This is a genomic window from Desulfovibrio subterraneus (assembly GCF_013340285.1).
Taxonomy (GTDB): domain Bacteria; phylum Desulfobacterota; class Desulfovibrionia; order Desulfovibrionales; family Desulfovibrionaceae; genus Halodesulfovibrio; species Halodesulfovibrio subterraneus.
In genome coordinates this window covers 374,567-397,780 of sequence record NZ_BLVO01000004.1, presented here as the reverse complement: position 1 = coordinate 397,780, position 23,214 = coordinate 374,567, and the positions used below count along the sequence as shown (strand labels likewise).

The 23,214-nt window shown below is 57.3% G+C and carries 18 protein-coding genes; 7 read left to right on the top strand and 11 right to left on the bottom strand.

Annotated features, from left to right (window positions below; genetic code table 11):
• Positions 1-12 precede the first annotated feature (12 nt).
• From HUV30_RS02255 to potA, 5 genes are all read right to left on the bottom strand, one after another.
• Positions 13-3,372 carry a PAS domain S-box protein gene (locus tag HUV30_RS02255; protein WP_174403766.1) on the bottom strand — a complete coding sequence of 1,120 codons (3,360 nt, stop codon included), beginning with the start codon at positions 3,370-3,372 and terminating at the stop codon, positions 13-15.
• A 201-nt stretch (positions 3,373-3,573) separates the two neighbouring features.
• The gene (locus HUV30_RS02250) at positions 3,574-4,590 is read right to left on the bottom strand and encodes an ABC transporter substrate-binding protein (RefSeq protein WP_507762594.1); all 1,017 of its coding nucleotides are present in this window, start codon (positions 4,588-4,590) and stop codon (positions 3,574-3,576) included.
• A gap of 38 nt (positions 4,591-4,628) precedes the next feature.
• The gene (potC, locus tag HUV30_RS02245; RefSeq protein ID WP_174403764.1) at positions 4,629-5,399 is read right to left on the bottom strand and encodes a spermidine/putrescine ABC transporter permease PotC; all 771 of its coding nucleotides are present in this window, start codon (positions 5,397-5,399) and stop codon (positions 4,629-4,631) included.
• Positions 5,396-6,292, bottom strand: coding sequence for a spermidine/putrescine ABC transporter permease PotB (potB, locus tag HUV30_RS02240; RefSeq protein WP_174403763.1), 897 nt, complete (start codon positions 6,290-6,292; stop codon positions 5,396-5,398). Before potB ends, potC begins: the two co-directional genes overlap by 4 nt.
• Complete coding sequence (gene potA, locus HUV30_RS02235; protein ID WP_174403762.1) at positions 6,276-7,391, bottom strand: spermidine/putrescine ABC transporter ATP-binding protein PotA; 1,116 nt, start codon at positions 7,389-7,391, stop codon at positions 6,276-6,278. The genes potB and potA overlap by 17 nt, the downstream gene beginning before the upstream one ends.
• A 422-nt stretch (positions 7,392-7,813) precedes the next feature.
• On the opposite strand from potA, the gene HUV30_RS02230 reads away from it, so the two are divergent.
• A complete protein-coding gene (locus tag HUV30_RS02230) occupies positions 7,814-7,990 on the top strand; it encodes a hypothetical protein (RefSeq protein WP_174403761.1) in 177 nt (58 codons plus the stop codon).
• 33 nt (positions 7,991-8,023) lie between these two features.
• A complete protein-coding gene (locus tag HUV30_RS02225; RefSeq protein ID WP_174403760.1) occupies positions 8,024-10,057 on the top strand; it encodes a molybdopterin-containing oxidoreductase family protein in 2,034 nt (677 codons plus the stop codon).
• Positions 10,058-10,130: 73 nt separating this feature from the next.
• On the opposite strand, the gene HUV30_RS02220 is transcribed toward HUV30_RS02225, so the two are convergent.
• Genes HUV30_RS02220 through dgcN form a run of 3 tightly spaced genes read right to left on the bottom strand, consistent with a single transcriptional unit; the run spans position 10,131 to position 12,984 of the window.
• Positions 10,131-10,976: a D-amino-acid transaminase gene (locus HUV30_RS02220; RefSeq protein WP_174403759.1), complete on the bottom strand. Its 846-nt coding sequence runs from the start codon at positions 10,974-10,976 to the stop codon at positions 10,131-10,133.
• Positions 10,977-11,026: 50 nt separating this feature from the next.
• A complete protein-coding gene (gene dgcA / locus HUV30_RS02215; RefSeq protein WP_174403758.1) occupies positions 11,027-11,992 on the bottom strand; it encodes an N-acetyl-D-Glu racemase DgcA in 966 nt (321 codons plus the stop codon).
• Complete coding sequence (gene dgcN, locus HUV30_RS02210) at positions 11,983-12,984, bottom strand: N-acetyltransferase DgcN (protein WP_174403757.1); 1,002 nt, start codon at positions 12,982-12,984, stop codon at positions 11,983-11,985. The genes dgcA and dgcN overlap by 10 nt, the downstream gene beginning before the upstream one ends.
• An 857-nt stretch (positions 12,985-13,841) precedes the next feature.
• Between dgcN and HUV30_RS02205 the strand changes: the two genes are divergently transcribed.
• A complete protein-coding gene (locus tag HUV30_RS02205) occupies positions 13,842-15,911 on the top strand; it encodes a methyl-accepting chemotaxis protein (RefSeq protein ID WP_174403756.1) in 2,070 nt (689 codons plus the stop codon).
• Between the two features lie 159 nt (positions 15,912-16,070).
• On the opposite strand, the gene HUV30_RS02200 is transcribed toward HUV30_RS02205, so the two are convergent.
• From HUV30_RS02200 to HUV30_RS02190, 3 genes are all read right to left on the bottom strand, one after another.
• Positions 16,071-16,802, bottom strand: coding sequence for a DUF2461 domain-containing protein (locus HUV30_RS02200; RefSeq protein WP_174403755.1), 732 nt, complete (start codon positions 16,800-16,802; stop codon positions 16,071-16,073).
• Between the two features lie 364 nt (positions 16,803-17,166).
• On the bottom strand, positions 17,167-18,990 hold the full coding sequence (gene glmS, locus HUV30_RS02195) for a glutamine--fructose-6-phosphate transaminase (isomerizing) (protein ID WP_174403754.1): 1,824 nt from the start codon (positions 18,988-18,990) through the stop codon (positions 17,167-17,169).
• A 170-nt stretch (positions 18,991-19,160) separates the two neighbouring features.
• A complete protein-coding gene (locus HUV30_RS02190) occupies positions 19,161-19,679 on the bottom strand; it encodes a rhodanese-like domain-containing protein (RefSeq protein WP_174403753.1) in 519 nt (172 codons plus the stop codon).
• A 296-nt stretch (positions 19,680-19,975) separates the two neighbouring features.
• Between HUV30_RS02190 and HUV30_RS02185 the strand changes: the two genes are divergently transcribed.
• The 4 genes from HUV30_RS02185 (at position 19,976) to buk (ending at position 23,035) form a co-directional block, all read left to right on the top strand.
• Complete coding sequence (locus HUV30_RS02185) at positions 19,976-20,281, top strand: hypothetical protein (RefSeq protein WP_174403752.1); 306 nt, start codon at positions 19,976-19,978, stop codon at positions 20,279-20,281.
• 223 nt (positions 20,282-20,504) lie between these two features.
• The gene (ilvN, locus tag HUV30_RS02180; protein WP_174403751.1) at positions 20,505-20,984 is read left to right on the top strand and encodes an acetolactate synthase small subunit; all 480 of its coding nucleotides are present in this window, start codon (positions 20,505-20,507) and stop codon (positions 20,982-20,984) included.
• 12 nt (positions 20,985-20,996) lie between these two features.
• Positions 20,997-21,923: a bifunctional enoyl-CoA hydratase/phosphate acetyltransferase gene (locus HUV30_RS02175; RefSeq protein WP_174403750.1), complete on the top strand. Its 927-nt coding sequence runs from the start codon at positions 20,997-20,999 to the stop codon at positions 21,921-21,923.
• Entirely contained in the window at positions 21,920-23,035 is a 1,116-nt protein-coding gene (buk, locus tag HUV30_RS02170; RefSeq protein WP_174403749.1) for a butyrate kinase, read from the top strand. Before HUV30_RS02175 ends, buk begins: the two co-directional genes overlap by 4 nt.
• Positions 23,036-23,214: the final 179 nt, after the last annotated feature.

Here is a 23,214-nt window from a genome sequence, read left to right as displayed (position 1 = left end):
GTCAGGATTGTCTCACGCCAGTCTATTCCGCATAACGTGATGAAGGACCTTTTTCATTTCCGCTATCTCATACGGTTTGACAATGTATTCATCCATGCCTTGCTCAAGCGCTTTTTCTCTGTCCACATTCGAGGCATGCGCCGAAAGGGCGATGACGGGAATATCCGGCGGGTTGGCAACGCCGTGGAATTTGCGGATGTGGCCCACGGCTTCCAGCCCGTTCATTACCGGCATCTGGATGTCCATGAGCACAAGGTCGAAGGGGGTGCTTTTGAGCTGTTCAAGCGCCTCGCTGCCGTTTTCTGCCACGACCACACTGTGCCCCATGGTTTCCAGCAGGCGGCTGGCCATGTATCTGTTAACAGCTTCATCTTCCACAATGAGCACCCGCATGGGGGGCAGTTCCGGCTCGGATTCCTGCTCCGCACAGGTTTCAGGGCACGTATTGCCCGTCAGTTCCAGCTGCACGCTTGCGTAGACTGTGGCTCCTCTGCCCGGACGGCTTTCCACCCGTATAGTGCCTTGCATCAGGTCCACCAGCCGTTTGACGATGGCCAGCCCGAGGCCGGTCCCCGTATATTTCCTTGAGATGGAACCGTCTACCTGAGTAAACGCATCGAATATGGCGTTGAGTTTGCTTTTGGGAATGCCTATGCCCGTATCGCGTACTGTCATGTCAAGGCGCGCAACTCTCTGATTCATAAGGGGCTTTACCGCCATTTCGATATGGACGGAACCCCGTTCGGTAAATTTTATGGCGTTGCCGATCAGGTTCAGAAGAATCTGGCGGATGCGCAGTTCGTCCCCGAAATAGCTGGCTTCGACGGGCGGTATGACCTCATGCGTCAGCGTAAGGCCCTTGGCAATCGCCTGATGCCGGAAAAGGTCGGCACACTGGTTGAGCAGGTTGGGTACGCTGAATTCACGCGATTCGATGGTCAGCTTGCCTGCCTCGATCTTGGAAAAATCCAGAACGTCGTTCAGCACCTGCAGAAGGTTCTTAGAGGACTTCAGCGCGGTATCGATATACCCTTCCTGTTCGCCGTTAAGCGGCGTGGTGAGCAGCAACTGCAGCATCCCCATGAGGCCGCTCAAAGGGGTGCGTACCTCGTGGCTGATGTTGGCGACGAATTCCGACTTGGCCCTGTTTGCCTGTTCCGCACTTTCCTTGGCTGCGGCAAGGGCCGCTTCATTCTTCTTGCGTTCGGTGATGTCGTGCACAATGGAGATAAGGCGCTTGTGCCCGTGCACCGTGAAGGGGCCGGAATAGACCTCCACATCGCGCCATTCGCCGTTGGCCAGTATGTGCCGGGCTATGATGCTGGTTATGCGCTGCCGTGCCAGTCCTCTGAGCGTGTTTTTCAGCCGTGAAGCGGAGAAATGGTTAAGCATGGCCACGCTTCTTCCCTTCATGTAGTCGCGTGCATAGCCGTAGAATTGTTCCGCCGCCTTGTTGGCATCGAGGATAGACCCGTTTGCCGGGTCGAGAATGAACATGACCGAGTGATTGTCTTCAAAGAACGCACGGTATTGTTCACTGCTCTCCTGCACGGCCAGCTGAGCTCTTTTCCGCTCGGTGATATCCTGAAAAGTAACCCCCAGACGATTTTCAGGCAGTATGAAGGAATGTACCTGAAAAGCCCCGGAAAGCCGTTCGTCCTTGTAGTGCATCTCTTCGGTAATGAAGTCCGTTCTGGTCCGCAGCGGACTGGCGATGGATTCGTACAGACCGCCCGCTTCTGCGGCCGGCCAGATTTTTCTGAAATCCTTGCCGGCCCACTCTCTGAGGGTAACTCCCGTCAGTTTTTCAGCAGTCGGGTTGGCGTTGACCAGTGTGAGTGAATCCGGGGGGGTATATTGGTAGATGAACAGCCCCGAAGGAATATTCATGAAAATATCCCGTGCGGAAAGGGCAGCCTCTTCCGCCCGCTTGCGTTCTATACTCAGGGCAATCTGGTCGGAGCAGGCACAGAGCAGCCGCATGTCGTAGTCGGAATACAGGCACTCGTTAGTATAATTCTGCGTGAACATGACCCCTATGGGCCTGTTGCCCGCGCGCAGGGCAACGCCGAGCCACGAGCAGGGCACCGGGCTGTCAGGATCGAACAAACTTGCGTCGGCCATGGCGTAAAGGTCTGTCCGTGAATAGCAGACCGCGCCGTTGTTGTTGAGCGGAACACGACTCAGCCGGGGAACCTGCAGGGAACCTAAGTCGGGAATACCCTGTGCCATGTCGGAGAAATCTTTGCAGTACCGGTAACTAAGTGTATCGGTGCCTTCGTCCAGAAGGGCCACGTGCAGATTCTCCATCCTCAGTTCACGCAGCATGATTCTGTGCACCGCAGTAAGGAATTCATCCAGTGTGTTTGAGGCGTGCGCGCTGGTCAGAATGTCATGCTGCACCTCGCGCTGGCGGTTATGTGCCGCAAGTTCTCTCTCTGATTCGAGAATGCGTGTAATGTCTTCGGAATAGATGGCAAAGCCGGTAACTTCATCCCTGTCCATGACGGGGTACACGTTGTGCGCAAGTGACGCCTCACCCCGCTGCGACTTGAAGGCCACGGGGGTTTTGAGGCCGGCCACCTGCTGCAGGAGCTGTTTGCGATGTTCGGCATCCTGCGGTGAAAAATAGTCGTAGATGCTTGTTCCGGCCATGGCCCCGGGAGTCAGCCCGAAGCCGGCAGCGGCTATGGCGTTGGCGTGCAGCACCTCGCCCTGCATATTCAGAAGAATGATGGACTGGCCGGAGGCGTTGAATATGCCGAGAAGCCGTGCTTCTGACTGCAGGGCGGCCGCTTCTGCCGCGTTGGCCCGCTCAATTTCCCGCATGAGGCGCAGGTTCGATTGCTCAAGTTCTGCGGTACGCCGGGCCACCTCGGATTCGAGATGCTGCATGTATTCCCGCCGCAGAGATTCTGCCTTGCGCCTGTCTGAAATGTCACGTGCGATGGCCAGAATGCATTGTGTGCCGTCGATATCGAACCGGCGGGCGTTGACCTCAACGGGGATGCGCTTGTTGCTTCTGGTAAGGTGAACGGCTTCGAAAATCGCCGTGCTGCCGGTGCCGAAGCGGGTCTGTATGGTGGGGCGCTCCGCGAGCGTTTCCGGAGCGTCTATGTCGTCCATGGTCATGGAACGCAATTCGTCCGGCGTGTAGCCGAGCCGTGCGCAGGCTGCGGCATTGGTTTCCAGAAAGCGGCCACGGCTGCCGTCCGGCCGTATGGTATAGAGAAACACCGCGTCTTCTATGCTGTCCAGCAGCATGCGGGGGCGGCCTTCACCATCCAGCAGGTGCCGGAGCACTTCTTGAGAATCCGTTTCTGCGCCGGAGGCGGGTGGTTTGCCTGAACGATTATCCCGAGATGCATCCATGACGCGTTTTCCTGTCTGACGATTGTTTCCGGGCAGGAAAAGCCCTGTAACTGTTCCGGGGTATCGGCCTGTTTCTGAAAACAGAAAGGGCGGTGCATTTCTGCACCGCCCTGTAAGTCTGATTTTTATCCGCACCGCGAGCCACAACTGCGGGGGTGCAGTGTTCGCACGCCGGAATATAGCATAAGGCGTAGTGCGTTGCTAGTTGGTTTTCAACATTTCCCAATACTTTTCATAGATGGCCTTGGCATCACCCACGGAGTTGGTGAACTCGGAACCGGTCAGGTCCTTGTCGGTGGGGGAAACGGCGTTGTTGTTTTTCAGCTCGTCGGGCAGCAGCTGCCATCCGGCCGTATTGGGGGTGGAGTAGAGGAACTCTTCCACAATCATCTTGGCAATGTCGGGACGCAGCGTGAAGTCAATGAACTTGTGAGCATTGTCTTTGTGCTCCGCGCCGACAGGAATGGACAGGGAGTCGAGCCACAGGGGCAGGCCTTCCTTGGGGTAGATGAACTTCAGGTCGGGATTTTCCTGCATGGCGATGACGGCGTCGCCGTTCCAGCTCATGCCGATGACCACTTCTTCACCGATGAACGCCTGCTTGGTGGACTCCACGTTGAACACCAGCACCGAGGGCTTGAGTTCCTTCAGGAATTCATAGGCAGCCTTGATCTCGGCTTCGCTGCGGCTGTTCACTGAGTAGCCCAGTGCCTTCAGGGCAATGCCGATGGTATCGCGCAGGTCGCTGGAAAGAAGCACCTTGCCCTTGAATTCGGGACGCATCAGGTCCTTCCAGCTGGTTATGGTGGCAGGGTCAACATGCTTGGAGTTGACCATCATGCCGGTAGAACCCCACATGTAGGGGATGGAATAGTCATTGGTGGGGTCAAAGGGGCCGCCGAGCACCTTGGCATCAAGGTTGCCGAAGTTGGTGATCTTGCTGCGGTCGATCTTGCTGAGCAGACCCTGTTCGCGCATCAGCGCCACAAAATAGGTGGAAGGAACGACAATGTCGTATCCCTTGCCTTCAAGCATCTTGAGCTTGGCAAACATGGCTTCGTTGGATTCGTATGTGGTGTATACGACCTTGATGCCCGTTTCCTTTTCAAACATGTCCAGCGCGGCCTGCGGGAAGTATTCGCTCCAGCTGAACAGGTTGAGAACCTTCTCTTCTGCCGCGTTCGCATGCAGGGGGGCCATGACGAAGGTGAGCAGCATCACTAGGACCACCACGGGGGCCATACACATTCTTTTCATCATTTTCTCCTCGTTCTGGTCAGTGCGTGGGCGGCAAGAACAAGCACCACGGTAAGAGTGAACATGACAGCGCTCAAGGCGTTGATATCCGGTTTTACCCCCAGTCTTACCATGGAATAGATCTTCAGGGGGAGGATTTCAAAGGTCGGGCCGGTGACGAAGAAGCTGATGAGCACGTCATCCATGGATAAGGTGAAGCTCAAAAGCCATCCTGCCGCCACGGCGGGCATTATCATGGGCAGAATGATGTGCCGGAAGGCCCTGGATTCCGTGGCTCCCAGATCCTTGGCCGCTTCGATGATGTTTTCATCGAATTCGGCCAGACGGGCCAGAACGGTGACCGCCACAAAAGGCAGGCACAGGGTAATGTGCGCTATGAGCAGGGTGAGAAACCCAAGCTCAATCTTGGCGGCAATGAAGAACATGAGCATGGCAATGCCCATGACTATATCGGGCGAAACCGTGAGCACGAATATGGAGCCGTGCAGCACCTTGCGACCGGGAAAACGGTAGCGGTGCAGCACCAGCGCGGCCAGCGTTCCCAGTGCGGACGCAAAGGTGGCGGCCAGCGTGGCAACCATCAGCGTATTCAGGGCGGCGTCCATGAGCTGGGTGTTGGCAAAGAGCTTGCCGTACCAGCTCCATGTAAAGCCGCGCCAGTCCGTTGCGAAACGGGCATTGTTGAAAGAATAGACCATCACCACAAGGATGGGGATGTACAGAAAGGAATAGATCAGCCAGAGATAGGCTTGGGATGCGCGTTTAATCATGCTCCCTCCGCCGTGTTCAGCAGCTCTTCTTCAAGATTGTCGCCGCCGGTGCGCGACGATGCACGCACACTGCGCAGGTAGAGCGCAATCATGATGATCAGCGTGATGGTGAGAATGGTGCTCGCTGCCGCGCCGAGGGGCCAGTCGCGGGCCACAAGGAACTGGTTGGTGATGTAGTTGCCGAGCAGCATGTAGCGCGAACCGCCCAGAATTTCCGGCACGTAGAACATGCCGAGCGCGGGCAGAAACACCAGCATGCAGCCGGCCACAATGCCGGGCATGGTCAGCGGCAGCGTGATATGGCGGAAGGTCTGGAACGCCGTTGCACCAAGGTCCTTGGAGGCATCAAGCAGGCGCATATCCAGTTTTTCTATGGCCGCATAGAGCGGCAGAATCATGAAAGGCAGCAGTGTGTAGGTAAAGCCGATGAAAATGGCGATGTCCGTGTACATCAGCGAAATGGGCTTGTCGATCAGCCCCAGCGCCTGCAGCAGGTTGCTGAGCACCCCGCCGGACTTCAGGATGATGATCATCGCATAGGTGCGGATGAGCGAGTTGGTCCAGAAGGGGATGATGACAAGCAGCAGAAGCCACGGGCGCAGATTCTTGCGGCTGGTGGCCAGAATGTACGCAAAGGGATAGCCCAGCAGCAGGCAGGCCAGCGTGGTGACCCCGGCCAGCCGGAACGATTCCCAGAATATGAACAGAAAGACCGGATCAAGCAGCCGTGCATAGTTTTCGAGCGTGAACGTGGAAGTGATGAATTCCTGCTGCCCGCGCTGAAGGAACGTGGCTATGAACAGCATGAGCTGCGGGGCGAGCACGAAAAGCGTGAGCCATGCCCCTACGATGAGAATGCTGGTTCTGGCAAAACGGCTAGTGATCTTCTGCATCCAGCACAACCTCCCAACCGTCAACCCAGGTCACGGCAACGCGTTCGCCCGCGTCGTAGATGATTTCCTCGTCGTCTTCGTTGAAGAATTCCGAGGCCATGAGCGATATACCGCCGTGCGCATCGTCAAGCTGCACGTGCAGGTCCACGGTGGCGCCCTTGTATACCGTCTGGGCTATGCGGCCCAGCAGGTGCGGTTCGTCCAGCATGCCTTCAGCCACGCGGTGCACGCGCAGGTCTTCGGGGCGCAGCAGCACCTTCACATCGCGGTTTTCGGGAAAGGCGCGCTTGCTGTGCAGCGCCATGGGCACTCCTTCCACCTCGGCATCATACATGCCGTTGCCGGAAGAGGAGAGGATGGTTGCGTCAAGAATATTGATGTCGCCCACAAAGCGGGCAACGTAGAGGCTGGCGGGCTCTTCGTAGATTTCCTTGGGCGAGCCTATCTGCACGATCTGCCCTTCGTTCATGACCACCACGCGGTCAGACATGGCAAATGCCTCTTCCTGGTCGTGGGTGACGAAAACAAAGGTGATGCCGAGCTTGCGCTGCAGCTGCTTGATCTCCAGCTGCATGGCCTTGCGCAGCTTGAAATCGAGCGCGCTGAAGGGCTCGTCGAGCAGCAGGACGAGGGGATTGTTCACCACGGCGCGTGCAATGGCCACGCGCTGCTGCTGCCCGCCGGAAAGCTGGCCGGGTCTGCGGTCGGCAAGGTGGTCCATGTGGGCCATGGCAAGTGCTTCGCGCACCCGCTGGGCTATATCGCCCTTGTCCACACCGGCCATCTTGAGGCCGAAGGCCACGTTATCGCGCACGGTCATATGCGGGAACAGGGCGTAGTTCTGGAATACCGTGTTCACCTTGCGTTTTTCCGGCGGCACGTCGTTCATTACCTGACCGTTCAGCAGCACGTCGCCCGAAGAAGGGGTCTCGAAGCCGGAGAGCAGGCGCAGAATGGTAGTCTTGCCGCAGCCGGAAGGGCCGAGCAGGGTAAGAAATTCACCGTTGCGGATGTTCAGGTTGATATCGGAAAGGGCACAGGTGTCTTCAAAATATTTGGTAACACCACGTAATTCGAAAATGGAGTCCGTATTCGCCATTGAAGTTCCAATACCCGGCACAGCCGGGGCAGACAGTTTACAACGCGCAGGGGCGCGCACCGCAACCGTAAGCCACGCTACGGAGTCGGACCAGACAGAAAACGAGAAAGGGGAGATCAGACTGTGGGCAGCGTGGAGGAAATGCACGTACTATAGGGCTCGCCCGACTGCTCGCCGGGCGCAAGGAAACGACGCACAGCTTGTGTGCGGCCTGAAAACTTGCGCTGGGGCAGCTTGAGGTGGACGAGACAGCGTGGACGCTTGATCATCAATGGGATGGCCCTCAATCAGTTATGACGTAACAAGGCTTCTGCCACGATGCTTCCGGCTATTCAAGTGTTTTATGCGTATGCACGCCGCAAGGCTGTGATTTTTCCGCAAGGCGGCCTGTTTTTTGCGAATCCGGCCTTGTGTGTACCTTTATGGCAGGAAAATGCATACAGGCTGAGGTGTGCATTCCAACCCTTTCCGGCCTTTTCCGGCAAAAGGGATACTATCCGTTTGCCGTGCGCGGTCTGCCCGGAGAGCGTATCGCAAAATCCCTCGCACCGGTTGCCATTGGCGGTGTGTACGGGTATTTCCGCAGTTACCCCAAGTAGTATGAACCGCAGGCATAGCGCACAGGAGTGGCCATGAACACCTACAAATCCATTTGCCCGTACGATTGCCCCACCACGTGCGGGCTGCTGGTCGATATAGAAGAAGGCTCAGGCGGTAACGCCCGCAATACAAGCAAGGTCGTCAGGGTCAAGGGTGATCCTGACGATCCGGTCTGCCGCGGCGTCATCTGCCGGAAGATGCAGCGCTACGAAAAATCCATCCATTCCCCGGACCGCATTCTCTCCCCGCTCAGGCGCACCGGAGCCAAGGGCAGCGGCGAATTCGTTCCTGTTTCGTGGGACGAGGCCATTCGTGAAATTACCGGTAACTGGAAGCGGGCCATTGCCGAGGCTGGGCCGGAAACCATACTGCCGTTCTATTATTCCGGCGTGATGAGCTATATTCACCGTAACTGCGGCGATGCCTTGTTCAACAGGATGGGGGCATGCTCCCTTGTGAAGACGCTGTGCGCTTCGGCCAAGTCCGCAGGCTATTCCGCCGTGGTGGGTAAAACCGGTTGTCTGGACCCGAGGGAGCTGGCGCAGAGTGACCTCTTCATCATCTGGGGCAGCAATATGAAGGCCACCCGCCTGCAGAGCCTGCCGCAGATAGCGGCGGCGCGTCGCGCTGGCAAGCGCGTGGTGCTTGTGGAATCGTGCGCGCTTGAGATGGCGTCCTATTGCGATCAGGTGGTGCTGGTGCGTCCCGGCACGGACGGAGCGCTGGCGCTGGCCATGATGCACGTGCTGGCTGCGGAGGGCCTCGTCGATGAGGCGTTTCTGCGTGACGGTGCTGAAGGGTACGAAGAATTTGCCAAAACCCTGCACGCCTGCACCCCCGAATGGGCCGAGGCGGAAACCGGCGTGCCTGCGCAGGTGATCAGGGAGCTTGCCCGCGAATACGGAGCGGCTGCCGCCCCTGCCATCATCTTGGGCAGCGGTAATTCCCGTTACGGCAACGGTGGCATGACCGTGCGGCTCATCACCATTCTCTCTGCCTTTACCGGAGCATGGAGCCGCCCCGGAGGCGGACTGTGCGGTTGTTCTCCGGGGGGCGGCCCCTATGTGGATGCAACCCGTATAACCAGACCCGATCTGCGGACCAACACTGCCCGCAAGGTGAATATCAACATGCTGGCCTCTGCCCTTGGCGGGACAGATGGTGGCGTTCCCATCCGCTGCCTGCATGTCTATGCCTGCAATCCGGTGGGCTCGGTGTGCAACCAGCAGGGTATTTTGCAGGGGTTGACCAACCCTGATCTGTTTACCGTGGTGCATGAGCGGTTCATGACAGACACCGCCCGCTATGCGGATATCATTCTGCCCGCCACCTTCTCCGTGGAGCAGGCGGACTGCTACAGCTCGTATGGCTATTGTTCTTTCGGTACGGCTTACAGGCTGCTGCCGCCTGCCGGTGAAAGCAAGAGCAACTGGGATATCTTCTGCCTGCTCGCCAAGGCCATGGGCTACGAAGAAAGCCACTTCGACAGAACCGAAGAGGAACTGCTCATAGAATTGCTGGACCACCCGAAGCAGGGATTGTCCGGTCTTACGGATGAGGAATGGAATACGCTGCGCACCGGTGGGCAGGTTTCCACGCCCTTTGCCGCGCACGACGATTGGAAGACACCTTCCGGTAAGCTGATGATCGTGAACGCAGCGCAGAAGTTTGCGGTACCCTGTTATCAGAAGTGTCATGGAGGTTCGCACCCCCTCCGGCTCATCGCCGTTCCCAGTTCGGAAACGCTCAATTCCATATTCCTCGAACGGGATGATCTGGTGGAGCGGCGGGGCGAGATGACGCTGGTCATGCATCCTGCTGACGCAGAAGCCCGGGGCATTGCGGACGGCGATGCCGTTGTCGCGTTCAACGAGCTTGGCGAGGTCACCTTCACCGTGCTGGTGAGCGCGCTGGTTGCACAGGGCGCGGTGGCTGCTGCCGGAGTGTTTGCCCGCAGGCAGTCTGCCAACGGCAATCTGGTCAATACGCTGCACCACGAGCGTCTTTCCGACATCGGCGAGGCAACCACCCTGAACGACAACACTGTTGACGTGCGCAGGGCCTGAATCTGAAAAGCAAGGCACCCGCCGGTGACGAATCACCGGCGGGTGCAAGCGGAATGGGTTGTGGTGTTGCTATCTACAGCGCGCTTTTGCGGCCTGTTTCAATGTAGAGTTCGTTGAGCCGTTCTGCCACGGGGCCGGGCTTGCCGCCGGAGATTGCCACGCCGTCGATTTCGATGACGGGGCAGACAAAGGTGGTGGCTGCGGTCACAAAGGCTTCGGCTGCCTGCTGGGCTTCTTCGATGGTGAAGGGGCGTTCTTCCACTTCCATGCCGCGTTCGGCGGCGAGCTTGAGCACTGCGGCGCGGGTAATACCGTGCAGGATGGAGGAAGAGAGGTTGCGGGTAACGATCTTGCCTTCCCTGGTGACGATGTAGGCATTGTTCGAGGTGCCTTCAGTCACGAAACCGTTCTGCACCAGCCATGCGTCATCCTTGCCTTCTGCCTTGGCGGCCATTTTGGCCATGGAGGGGGCAAGTAGCTGCACGGTCTTGATGTCGCGGCGGCCCCAGCGCATGTCGGGCAGGGAGATGACGCGGATGCCTTTCTTGGCACCGGTAAGTGGCTTGGCCTGCGTGAAGAGCACAACGGTCTGTTCGGCATGCTTGGGGAAGGCGAAATCGCGGTCGGCTGCGCCGCGCGTGACCTGCAGGTAGATGGCGCCTTCGTCCATGCTGTTGCGTCTGACCAGTTCGCGGTGCACTTCCAGCAGGTCGTCGCTCGAGAAGGGCATGCCCATCTGCAGTTCGCCAAGCGAACGCTCAAGGCGGGCCACATGACCGGGGTAATCCACGATCTTGCCATCCAGCACGGCCGTTACTTCATATACTGCATCCGCAAACAGAAAGCCGCGGTCAAAGACGGAAACGGTGGCTTCTTCTTCCGGCACATACGCGCCGTTCACATATACTATACGACTCATGTTCGTTTCCTTTCTCATGCTCATTCCGCGTTAACGGAATGCCGGGGGTATCAGCCCCAGAGTTCCGGTGCCGGAGGACATATTTTTCCGGCATCATAATCTATGGGAGTGCTGCGGTCTTCGGCCAGCAGCAGAGGGCCATCCAGATCAACCACTGCGGCATGCTGTGCCACGAGCACGGCGGGAGCCATGGCCAGCGACGAGCCGACCATGCAGCCGACCATGACGCCGTAACCGGCTTCGAGCGCCGCTTTCTTCAGTTCCAGTGCCTCGGTCAGGCCGCCGGTTTTGTCGAGCTTGATGTTGATGATGTCATACTTGCCTGCAAGCTTGGAAAGCGATGCACGGTCGTGGCAGGACTCATCAGCGCAGACGGGCAGAATGCGTTCCAGCCCGAGCAGGGCATCGTCGCTGGCAGCGGGCAGGGGCTGTTCCACCATCTCTACACCAAGCCGGAGCAGCACCGGAGCCATTTCATTGTATATTTCGGGTGTCCAACCTTCGTTGGCGTCCACGATGATGCGGGCTTCCGGCGCACCGGCGCGCACAGCTTCTATGCGTGCTATATCACCTTCGCCGCCCAGCTTGATCTTCAGCAGGGGGCGGTGGGCGTTTGCTGCGGCTTCTTCCCGCATGTTGTCGGGCGTATCAAGAGACAGGGTAAACGCAGTGGTTTCCGGCTGGGGGGCAGCGAGTCCGGCCAGCTGCCATGCGCGTTTGCCCGAGAGTTTGGCTTCAAGATCCCACAGGGCGCAGTCCACGGCATTCCGTGCCGCACCTGCGGGCAGGGCGGTCTGCAATTGTTCCCGGCTTACGGGCATGGGGAGTGAACGAATCTGCTCCGTCACGCTCTCCACGGTTTCACCGTAGCGTGCGTAGGGAACGCATTCTCCGCGCCCCGTCATGCCGTTGTCGGTGATTTCCACGCGCACCACCACTGCTTCCGTGCGGGAGCCGCGCGAAATGGTGAATGCCTTGGCCAGCCGGAAAACGTCCCTGTAGGTTTCTAGATGCATGCCAATGCCTCAACAAGGCGACCTGCGCCCTGACGGAAGGGGTCAATTGCGGGAATGCCCATGGCGGCTTCCACTTCCTCAAGATACTTGAAGGCTTCTGCCTCGGGCAGATGCTGCGTGTTTACGGAAACCCCTACCACCTTGCACGCAGGGTTGACTACCTGCGCAAGACGCAGTGCCACATCACGCAGGTCTTCCAGCGAAGGCTGCTTGTAGTCGGGCAGGCCGCGCATGTGCGGGCGGGTGGGTTCGTGGCAGAGCACCAGTGCATCGGGCTGGCCGCCATGCACAAGGGCCATGGTCACGCCGGAATAGGAGGCGTGGAACAGGCTGCCCTGGCCTTCGATCAGATCCCAGTGCTCGGCTTCGTTGTCAGGCGTGAGCCATTCAACAGCACCGGCCATGAAGTCGGCAACCACGGCATCCAGCGGCACGCCGTTTCCTTCGATCATGATGCCGGTCTGGCCCGTTGCGCGGAAGGTGGCCTTCATGCCGCGTTCCTGCATTTCGCGGTGCATGGCAAGGGCTGTGTACATCTTGCCGACGGAGCAGTCGGTGCCCACGGCAAGACAGCGCTTGCCGGTGCGCTTCTTTCCGTTGGCAATGGGATACTGCACGGTGGGAATGCGCACATCAAACAGGCTTCGGCCATGCTTGGCTGCGGCTTCGACCAGATCGGGCTCATTGCGCAGAAGATTGTGCAGGCCGGATGCGATGTCCATGCCCGCTTCCAGAGCTTCGATCAGAACGGACTTCCAGCTCTGGGAAATGATACCGCCACGGTTCACCACGCCGATGACCAGCGTCTTGGCACCGGCTGCCGCAGCTTCCTTGATTGACAAATTTGCAATTCCAAGGTCGGCCTTGCAGCCTTCCATGCGGAACTGCCCAACGGAAGCTTCCGGTCTCCAGTCGTGAATGCCCTGTGCCATCTTGGCTGCAAGGCCGTCGGGGGCATCGCCGAGGAAAAGAAGATATGGTGCCTCAAACATGGTGTGTCCCTCTCTTTGTTCGTAAATGCGTTTGCCCCGGTCGCTGCTGTGAAGAATGCGGAATGCGCATGTTGCCGCAGTTGTCGTGGAAAACGGTAGTTTTTGCGTAAATCTTGCGTTTGCCATTAAAATACAGTGGCAAGTTGGTTGTTTGCATACTTTTGCTAAAATTGACAATATGCCAATCGTGCAAATGTGATGGGGGAAATTATGGAGATGGGCAGGTGGATGTAGAAGTATAGTTTGAATTATTTAAGCATGTTGATGTGTTCGTGAAGAGCGTGGGGCTGTGTCCGCAGGGGGGCGGCCCTGCTTTCTAAATGAGTTGCTATCACGCTGATGTTGTTGATTATAGGCACTCAAGGACAGGGGGTGCGGGATTGGCTATGGCGTTGTGTGTTCTGCAAAACGCATAGTCAAAATTGACGGAATTGACATAATTCCGTCTGGTGGCTGCAAAAATAATTCGCGAAAAGCACAAAAATGTGAATCGCGCGGGTGGAGTTGTGACAGATGTGTTCGAACCACAATGGCTATGGGGATGAGTACTGGCAAGAGCGAGTCTCCTCCTTGGTGCGAAGATTGCTATCTTCCTGAACTGGCAAGTAAAAAATCCTGACAAGTTCATATTGCATGGGGATTATAGACTTATTGCTTGCCTGTCGCTGCGACGATCGGGTCGCGTTGGCGACACGTGTGTCGCGTTTCGTTATCCGCGCTTGGGGGAGGCTCAGTGCGCAGACAACAGGAAGGAGCAACAGTTCTGGTGCAGAACAAAAAGGAGAAGTCGTTTGCGCAGCTTCCGGTCTATTAAAGCAAAAATAGTTTTATGTTCGGGTATTTGTCTTGCTGCAACAATGCTGGCCGTTATCGGCTATTCCGCAAAGTCGGCGCGGGATAATGCGTTGCAGAATGCCGTAGCTCAGGCAACCAGCAAAGCGATCACGGAATCGCTTCGCATCCGGAGCGACATTACGTCCGGTCTTGGTGCTGCCCGCAGTCTGTCGCAGGCTGTTGAAGGCCTGAAATTGGGTGAGAATGCCACCCGGGAGCAGGTTATCAATATCCAGCGTCTGCTTACGGAGAGAAATTCCGAATTTCTCGGTGTGTGGACAGGCTGGGAGCCCAATGCCTTCGATGGTCGCGATGCCGACTTCATCAACGGCGACGGCAGCACGGACAAGGGGCGCTTTCTGCCTTACTGGAACCGAGTCGGGGGGCTGCATCTTCAGGCTATTGTTGCAGATCCGGATTCCGGTAAATGGTACACGCATTCCCGTGATACTGGACGGGAGTCAGTCATGGACCCCGCAGTGTACGAGATGCAGGGCAGGAATGTGGTCATGGTCAGCCTTACTGTGCCTATCCGGTCCAGAGGCAAGGTGCTGGGTGTAACCGGCATCGACCTGGCCGGAGATTTTTTGCAGAACTTGGCGGATTCTGTGGAATTCATGGGGGAACGTGCCGATGTTACGCTGATTACGCAAAGCGGGGCTATCGCAGGCAAGACAGACAAGGGTGAGCTGATCGGCAAGCCGTTCTCTGATGTGCATGAGACTGCCGATGACATTGTACGACGCATACCCATGGGAAAGCCCTTTCATATGATTGAGGGCGGCTTTATCAGCATTTACGTCCCTGTGGCCTTGGGCAGCGACAGCAACTGGTGGTGCGTGGGAATCAGTGTGCGCGAAGAGCTTATCTACGCGCAGGCGAATGCCATGGCCATCCGGGCCAGCATTGTGGGGGGCATAAGTCTGATCGTGGCTCTTTCTGTCTTGTGGTTGCTTGCCGGAATCATTGCCCGTCCCATCCGCGAGACAGCTCAGGCTGTAAACAAGATTGCTGAAGGTGACCTCGCAGTGCGTCTTACTGTCCGCGGCAAAGATGAAATTGCCGTCATGCAGGGGGCGGTGAACGCCATGGCTGAAACGCTGCAGGGTAATATAACGGAAATTGAGCAGCAGGTTCAGGTGGCACGGGAAAAGACCGCTCAGGCTGAACAGGCTATGGGCGAAGCGGAAGAGGCTCGCAGCAGAGCGGACCGGGCGAGGGCTGAAGGCATGTTGCAGGCCGCTGACAAGCTGCAGCATGTGGTCGAGCGTCTTGCCGGTGTGACGGAGCGTATTTCCGGCCAGTCTGAAGAAGTGCGTAACGGCACTGAGGTGCAGAAGGAGCGCATAACGGCCACTGCCACGGCCATGGAAGAAATGAATGCAACCGTTCTTGAGGTGGCTCAGAATGCCACCAGCGCTGCCCAGAAAAGCGCTGATACGCGGGCCAAGGCACAGGAAGGACAGGATGTTGTGGAGCAGTCCATAACAACTCTGAAAGCCGTGTGGGAGCGTTCTGAAGAGCTGCGTAAGAATATGTCGCAGCTTGGGGAGCAGACGCAGGCCATAGGCACCATCATGACCGTGATTGATGATATAGCGGATCAGACGAACCTGCTGGCGTTGAACGCTGCCATTGAGGCGGCAAGGGCTGGCGAGGCAGGCAGGGGTTTTGCCGTTGTTGCGGATGAAGTGCGCAAGCTGGCCGAAAAAACCATGGGGGCAACCAAGGAAGTGGGCGCAACCATCAAGAACATCCAGCAGGTGGCCGGTGACAATATCAACACCATGGCTCTGGCCATGAAGGAACTGAGCGGAGCTGTGGAAATGTCCAACCGTTCCGGGTTGGTGCTGACCGAAATCCTCGCAGGGGCAGACGATTCTGCCGGCCGTATTCTCGGCATTGCCACGGCTGCAGAACAGCAGTCCGCTGCCAGTGAGGAGATCAACCGCGCCATAGTCGAGATCAACGGCATTACATCACAAACTGCCCGCAGCGTTCAGGAATCGATGGTTGTTCTGACCGAATTGGCAGAGCAGTCCGAGCAGGTGTCAGCGTTGATTCAGGAGCTCAAGATGGAAGCCTCGGCCTAGCCGGACGTTGGTAACAGGTAACAGGAAGCGCAGCCAGCAGTGGCTGCGCTTTTTTTGTGATGGTTATGCCTTTGCAAGACTGTCGGGAGCGGTTGTGGGGTACAACGTTATTTGTGAGATGGCATGCTGGATGCTAACCCATAATGGTTAATCACATGATTATCTGTCAAATGCATCCCGTTCGTATGCAACGGCGGGATTTAGTTGCTTCTGTTCCTGTTTTGCGTCTTCAATTGCTACAAGAAAGCGGTACATTTTAGATAGCTGCTTGAAACCCTTGAGAAGCCTCAACGGCAGGTCGGGCAACGATAGAGGGGTCATATTCGTACTGCGACTTGCTATATAAAAGGATTTTCGTACATACCACGGGGTCAGTTCCGGCGGCAGGGTTTCCGGAATTGCTTGACGCTTGTAGCTCTCGGCATGAACAAGAAATCCCTTTGGGATCGCATCTGTTGCCTCTTGGAACTCGTGTGGAAACTGCAGCAGGCGGTCTCGAAACAGACCCATTGTTGCGGGCGAGGCACTGTAATAGCCCAAGCCGTAATGCCACCAATCGGGGCCGAATTCGAAAAAGTAGGCAGGCGCGTCGGTCCAGTTCTTCTTGGGGCGTTTGAACGTCAGCCATATATTGTTGCGATAGAGCGACTTGTCATGTGAAAATCTGGTATCCCTGCGCATTTGCGAGATTGTCTTTCCAATGGCAGGGCGCGTCTCGATGTATTTGTCGATCTGTTGCATTGGCTCACCCAGTGCCTCCACCAAGGAGCGGAAGGGCGTTAACAACTTTCCTTCGTATACGCGCCGGTGTTCTTCAAACCATTCCTTGCTGTTGTGTTGCTGGAGATTCTGCAAAAAGACGAAGCATTCTTTTTCAAAGCCGGTAAACATACTCAGGCTGCTCCCTGTAGGTTCGCAACAATGTGCGGATTCAAGTGCGATTTAATCGTGCTGCGCATGCTACGATGGTTTCCGGGTTTTATCCATAGCACTGTGCAATGCCTTGAGGTGTGGCGATCAGACAGAGTATTCTCAGCAACGTGGCGAGCGCGATTATTCTCCTGTCGCATTTTGATTTCCTCGCTTGGGTACCAGTCGTCCTTTTTGACCTTGGATTCCTCGTCGAACAGGATAGGGTTGCGAATTATAAAAAACCGCTCCCGGTAGTGCCTTATACGGCTGCCGGGAGCGGTTTTGTTTGTAATGCTGCCAACCTGATGGCGACGTAGGGGGATACCCTCTGTCTGCTTGTCGCCTATTCCACCGTCACGCTCTTGGCGAGGTTACGCGGCTGGTCCACGTCCTTGCCGAGGTAGTCTGCGGCTTCATAGCTGAAGAGTTGCAGGGCTGGCAGGGCAAGGAAGGCATTCAGGGGGCCCCATGCTTCGGGCAGAATCCACGGGTGGTCCACCTTCAGGTCATGGCCGGGGTTGGCAAGGGCAATCACCTTGCCGGAACGGGCCTGCACTTCTTCAAGGTTGGATTTCACCTTGGAGTACAGGTGGTCGTTCAGGGCCAGCGCAAAGGTGGGGAAGTCCGGATCGATCAGGGCGATGGGGCCGTGCTTCATTTCGCCGGAGGCGTAGCCTTCTGCATGGATGTAGGAAATCTCTTTCAACTTCAGCGCGCCTTCCAGTGCCAGCGGGTAGCACTGACCGCGACCGAGGAAGAAGAAGCTGCGGGCCGTGGAATACAGGCGCGCAAGGGACTGGGCTTCGCTGCGCATGCGCGGCAGTTCCATCTCCAGCTGGCCTGCCAGCTTGGAAAGGCCGGTGATGGCGTTCACCCGTGTGTCGTCGGCAAGGGCGTTGGTGCGGCGGGCCCATGCCAGCGCCATGAGCGTGAGCACGGTCATCTGCGAGCACATGGCCTTGGTGGATGCCACGGATATTTCCGGCCCTGCCTGCGTGTAGATGACAGTGTCGGATTCGCGGGCGATGGAAGATCCCACCACGTTGCACAGACCGATGACGTTAATGCCCCTGTCCTTGGCAATGCGCAGACCCGCAAGGGTGTCCGCGGTTTCACCGGACTGGCTGATCACGAGGATCATGTCGCCTTCCTGCAAAATGGGATCGCGGTAGCGGAATTCCGAGGCGATCTCCACATTCACGGGAATGCCGGACCAGTTCTCGATGAGCGTCTGGCCCCACATACCTGCATGGTAGCTGGTGCCGCATGCGACAATGTGCAGGCGCTTGGGAACGGGCAGGGCATCCAGCTCGGGCAGCAGCACTTCTTTGCGCTGCCAGTCTACCCTGCCGGTCATGCAGTCGGTGATGACGCGGGGCTGCTCGAAAATTTCCTTGAGCATGAAATGCTTGTAGCCGCCTTTCTGGGCGGACTGAATGTCCCACTGAATGTGGTGCACCTGCTTTTCAATGGGCTCAAGCGTCTTGACGTCCAGCACCTTCCAGTCATTGGCTTCAATGCGCACCATCTCGCCGTTTTCAAGGAAAACCACGTCACGGGTGTAGGGAAGGAATGCGGGAATGTCGGATGCCACAAAGTTCTCGCCCTGTCCTATGCCCATCACAAAGGGGCTGGAAAGGCGCGCGCCGTAGATCACGCCGGGCATGTCGGTGGCGTATACCACCACCGCATAGGCGCCTTCCACCCGCTGCAGCGCCCAGCTCAGGCCCTTGTCCAGGGCGCCGGTCTGCTTGCGGCCTTCGGCGATCAGGTTGGCCAGCACTTCGGTGTCGGTTTCCGACTTGAAGGAGTAGCCTTTTTCCATCAGCTCGTTCTTGAGGGGCTGATAGTTTTCAATGATGCCGTTGTGGATGATGGCGAGCGAACCGTCGGAACACATGTGGGGGTGCGCATTGCGTTCAACGGGAATGCCGTGGGTAGCCCAGCGGGTGTGCCCCATGCCGGATGTGGCAAGGGTGGTGTTCACGCTTTCGAGCTTGGTTTCCAGATTCACCAGCTTGCCTTCGGCTCGCACGGTGGTGAGTTGCTTGTTCTGGATGAATGCGACGCCGGCGGAATCGTATCCGCGGTATTCAAGACGGCGCAAGCCTTCAACGATAAGCGGAACAGCTGGTCTGTGCCCGGTGTATCCGATGATGCCACACATATATCATGCTCCTTACATAAGGCCGGAGTCGGCTTTGCATGTTATTTATGCTGCCCTTCCTACTGATTTTGGAACAGCAGTGCAAGCGGGGGAAGAGAGGAATATCCGTGAAGTGACAAAAATGGTATGTGTTCGTGCCGCGCAGGGAGTCGCCGGTACCGTTTCATGCGTTATCTCTCCAGCGGCAAGTTTGCCTTGTACCATCCGGCAATGCCGGTCTGCAGGTGGTATATTTTCTGAAATCCGAGCTTGCGCATGATGGTAAGCGCCCGTTCGCTTCTGCTGCCGGAATGACAATATATAAGGTAGCGCATGTCTTTGGGCAGGGCATTCAGGCGTTCCGTGAAGTCGCTGTCGTAAAAGTTGATATGCCGTGCGTTTGCAATATGCCCTATGAGAAACTCGGGCGTGGTGCGTATGTCCAGAATGATGAGTTTGTCTTGCTCCGAGGCTTCGGTGATGAGGCGCAGAGCCTCTTCCGGCGTTACATCCGTCAGGAAGCTTGCTCCGGTATCCGGATTGGACGGGGTAGGGGGAGCTGGAGTTGGCGCGGCCTGGAAAGCGTTCCGGTTAATCTCCGTTGAGTTGTCCGTAGCTATATGGTTTTGTTCTGCAAATGCTGCTGGGTGCAGAAAGGCGACAAGAAGTAAGGCAAGCAGGGCGTTGTAAACAGCAGAAGAAAGACGCATCAGGTTCTCCGGAAGCGGGCTGCGGTTGGTAATATTGCAATATAATCTCCCATGATAAATTGGGCAAGGAGAGAAAGAATCATTGCCAGCAAGGCTTGTACGCTGCATTTTGCGTATAACGGGATAGCGTTATTTCGAGACGGAAAGACCTCGCCCGTGATGGACCGGATTAGTTTGGATGGACTGACTTCGCTTCCGGCTGCAGACAATACCGGATGACGACTGAGCTGCCGTAAGCGTGCCTCAGCCGGTGCAGCGGGATGGGGTTACCGTAACAGAGAGTGCGGGAGGTGACTATGGGCCAGCATATGCAACAACACGACTTCGTAGTGCTCCGGCAGGGCGATCTTGCTGTCGAGGCAATGGACAGGGCCGTGGCAATGACCGGTATGGGGCGTTGCTATCCATATCGTGACCGCTGGAAGTGGCTGCGCCGCCTGTACATGCAGGGACGGGCTTCGCCTGCACTGCTGCGTGCTTTTACGGCAAGGCTTTCAAGGCATACGCCGCATTCGCTGCAAACGCTCATGGACCTGCACCTGCGATCAGGGGTTGATCTGGTATGTCCGGTCATGGATGAAAGAGGGCATTTTGACATCTGATCAATAACCTGTCCGAATCAGAAAACGGGGTACAGGAAAAGCATACCACCCCGTCCGGCACTTCTCCGCTGTTGGAGGCCGGACGGGGTTTTGTATTGTCTGTCCGTTCAATTTTACGATTATTGTTATAATTGGCCTTGTTCCATGATTCAGGCGGGTTGCCGCAGTTGTGATGCGGGGCGTAGCAGGGTATAGTCCCGCCAGCTTATCAAGGAGTAGCACAATGAAACATACGATTTCTGCATTGGTGAAAAACAGGGTTGGTGTTGTAGCCGATGTTACCGATGTATTCAAAAGGAACGGCGTGAATTTCAAATCCATCTCCTGCGCTGAAACCGAAGAATTTGACGTTTCCCGGCTGGTCATCACGGTGGAGAATCATGACGGGCAGCTGGAGAATGTGCTCGACCAAGTACGGCAGCTCGATTCCATTGCCGAACTGGACGATCTTTCCCGCAAGGAATTCGTTGACCGCGAAATGGCACTCATCAAGGTGGGATTCACCCGCGAGACCATGACGCAGGTCATGCAGATATTTGAAGTATTCCGCGCCAACGTGATCGGTATGGGACAGGAAACCATAAGCGTGGAGATCACCGGTGACGAGGACAAGGTGGACGGACTTATCAAGATGCTGCGTCCCCATGGCATCCGCAGCCTGTGCCGCACCGGTGTGGTGGCCCTGAAGCGCGGCGATGAATAGCACGGAGAACGCATGACCATTCGATCTCTGGAACAGTTGGCCGGGCATATGCTCGGTCTGAAAATACGGACTCGCCTGGCTGTTGCTGCCTGCGCCGAGGATTTTGTCATTCAGGCCTGTCTTGCAGCGTACGAAAAAGGGCTGGTGGACCCCATTTTCGTCGGCGATCAGGATAAGGTGACGAAGATCGCGGAACGTCTGGGAGCGGACATGTCGCCCTTTGAACGGCACCATGAAACCGAGCCTGCCGCAGCCGTGGATCTGTGCATCAAACTGTATAAGGCCGGTGACGCCGGAGCCATAATGAAGGGCAAGGTGAATACCGACGTGCTGCTGCGCGGTGTGCTGAACAAGGAAACGGGCGTGCCACCCACGGGGGTGCTGTCGCATGTGGGCGTGTTCAATGCGCCGTGTCACGACAAGCTCATGATCCTGACCGACGCCGGCATTAACATTGCGCCCAACCTGCAGCGTAAGGCCGATATTCTGCGCAACGCTCTCAAAGTGGCCGGAGCGCTGGGAATAGAAGCCCCGCGTGTTGCCATGCTGGCGGCCACGGAAAAGGTCATTTATCCGGCCATGCCCGCCACACTGGACGCCCAGATGGTGGCGAAGATGGGCGAGCAGGGCGAGTTCGGCGATGCGCTGGTGGCCGGTCCCTTTGCGCTTGACCTTGCCGTGAGCGCCCGTGCCGTGGAGTGCAAAGGGGTGGACAACCCTGTGGCGGGGAATGCGGATGTTCTGGTTGCGCCGGATATCGAAAGCGGCAACATCCTCTACAAGGCGCTGACATCCATGATGAATATCGAGATGGCCGGAATAGTGGCCGGGAGCAGTGTTCCCGTTGTGCTGCCCTCTCGCGGTGATACGGACAGGACCAAGTTCTACTCCATAGCCTTGGCCACGCTCATGGCCGTTAGCTCCAAGGAAGCTGCATGACGCATATTCTTGCAATCAACCCCGGTTCCACCTCCACCAAGGTGGCCCTTTTCGATGGAGAAAAAGAACTTTTCTCCCACATCGTGGAACACGACAAAACCGAATTGCTCAAATATGAGCGCGCAATGGAGCAGATGGCGCTGCGCCGCGATGCCATTCTGCATGCGCTTGCCGCACACGGCTATGCCGATGTCAAACTCGCTGCCGTCGTCGGCCGCGGCGGCCTGCTGGCGCCCATGCAGGGCGGGGCATGGCGGGTGAACAAGGCCATGCTGGATGATCTTGCTTCTGCAAAGCATGGCGAGCACCCGTGCAATCTGGGTGCGCCTCTGGCGCTGGAATTTGCCACACAGCACGGGGTGCAGGCCGTTATCGTGGACCCGGTAGTCACAGACGAGATGGACAGCGTGGCCCGCATTTCCGGTCTGCCGGAACTGCCGAGGCGCAGCGTGTTCCACGCTCTTTCGCAGCGGGCCGCAGCCCGTCACGCCGCACGTGAACTGGGCATTGCATATGAAAACGGCAAGTTTCTTGTCTGCCACATGGGCGGGGGCATCTCTGTTGCGGCGCACCGTCATGGTCGCATTTGCGATGTGGTGAACGCTCTGGACGGCGACGGTCCCTTCACGCCCGAGCGCACGGGCAGACTGCCCGCCCTCAGCGTGTTGCGGCTGGTGCATGAGGGAAAATACTCCTACGACACGTTGCGTACGATCATCCTCAAGGAAGGCGGGCTGTGGGCGCATCTTGGCACCAACGACCTGCGCGAGGTTGAACGGCGTATGCGCGAAGGCGACGAGCATGCCGAGAGCATTTTCGAAGCCCTTGCCTACAATATTGCCAAGGAGCTTGTCTCCCTTGCTCCCTCCCTGCTCGACGGTGTTGAAGACCCGCGCGGCAAGGATGGCATAAGCGCCATTGTGGTTACCGGCGGCATGGCCCGCAGCGCGCGGCTCATGGAACGCCTGCGCAACAGAATGGGCTTTCTCGCCCCGTTCATTGCCTTGCCGGATGTGGAAGAGATGCAGGCGCTCGCCGCAGGCTGCCTGCGCGTGTTGCAGGGGCTTGAAGTTCCGCGCGATTACACGGGGACGGGGCAGGACATTCTCTGACCGTTTCCCGCATCCGGTACAACCGGTTTGCTTTTTTCGGGCTGACGGTGCAGTATCAGCAGAATGACGTGCGCACTGCGTTGCGTCTTTATCCTGCATATCTGCTACCCGCCGCCTGTGCGCGGGGAAGCAAAGCATAGAACGCCCGGAGCTCGCGAGATCATGCCGACGGGCCGGAC

What these genes read in the sequence shown, in the direction of transcription:
- potC (WP_174403764.1), bottom strand. Translation starts at nt 5,399, where the DNA reads ATGATTAAACGCGCATCCCAAGCCTATCTCTGGCTGATCTATTCCTTT.
- potB (WP_174403763.1), bottom strand. Translation starts at nt 6,292, where the DNA reads ATGCAGAAGATCACTAGCCGTTTTGCCAGAACCAGCATTCTCATCGTA.
- HUV30_RS02255 (WP_174403766.1), bottom strand. Translation starts at nt 3,372, where the DNA reads ATGGATGCATCTCGGGATAATCGTTCAGGCAAACCACCCGCCTCCGGC.
- HUV30_RS02250 (WP_507762594.1), bottom strand. Translation starts at nt 4,590, where the DNA reads ATGCTGCTCACCTTCGTCATGGCCCCCCTGCATGCGAACGCGGCAGAA.
- HUV30_RS02205 (WP_174403756.1), top strand. Translation starts at nt 13,842, where the DNA reads ATGCTGGCCGTTATCGGCTATTCCGCAAAGTCGGCGCGGGATAATGCG.
- HUV30_RS02225 (WP_174403760.1), top strand. Translation starts at nt 8,024, where the DNA reads ATGAACACCTACAAATCCATTTGCCCGTACGATTGCCCCACCACGTGC.
- buk (WP_174403749.1), top strand. Translation starts at nt 21,920, where the DNA reads ATGACGCATATTCTTGCAATCAACCCCGGTTCCACCTCCACCAAGGTG.
- HUV30_RS02175 (WP_174403750.1), top strand. Translation starts at nt 20,997, where the DNA reads ATGACCATTCGATCTCTGGAACAGTTGGCCGGGCATATGCTCGGTCTG.
- HUV30_RS02200 (WP_174403755.1), bottom strand. Translation starts at nt 16,802, where the DNA reads ATGTTTACCGGCTTTGAAAAAGAATGCTTCGTCTTTTTGCAGAATCTC.
- HUV30_RS02185 (WP_174403752.1), top strand. Translation starts at nt 19,976, where the DNA reads ATGGGCCAGCATATGCAACAACACGACTTCGTAGTGCTCCGGCAGGGC.
- HUV30_RS02190 (WP_174403753.1), bottom strand. Translation starts at nt 19,679, where the DNA reads ATGCGTCTTTCTTCTGCTGTTTACAACGCCCTGCTTGCCTTACTTCTT.
- glmS (WP_174403754.1), bottom strand. Translation starts at nt 18,990, where the DNA reads ATGTGTGGCATCATCGGATACACCGGGCACAGACCAGCTGTTCCGCTT.
- dgcA (WP_174403758.1), bottom strand. Translation starts at nt 11,992, where the DNA reads ATGCATCTAGAAACCTACAGGGACGTTTTCCGGCTGGCCAAGGCATTC.
- HUV30_RS02220 (WP_174403759.1), bottom strand. Translation starts at nt 10,976, where the DNA reads ATGAGTCGTATAGTATATGTGAACGGCGCGTATGTGCCGGAAGAAGAA.
- HUV30_RS02230 (WP_174403761.1), top strand. Translation starts at nt 7,814, where the DNA reads ATGGCAGGAAAATGCATACAGGCTGAGGTGTGCATTCCAACCCTTTCC.
- dgcN (WP_174403757.1), bottom strand. Translation starts at nt 12,984, where the DNA reads ATGTTTGAGGCACCATATCTTCTTTTCCTCGGCGATGCCCCCGACGGC.
- ilvN (WP_174403751.1), top strand. Translation starts at nt 20,505, where the DNA reads ATGAAACATACGATTTCTGCATTGGTGAAAAACAGGGTTGGTGTTGTA.
- potA (WP_174403762.1), bottom strand. Translation starts at nt 7,391, where the DNA reads ATGGCGAATACGGACTCCATTTTCGAATTACGTGGTGTTACCAAATAT.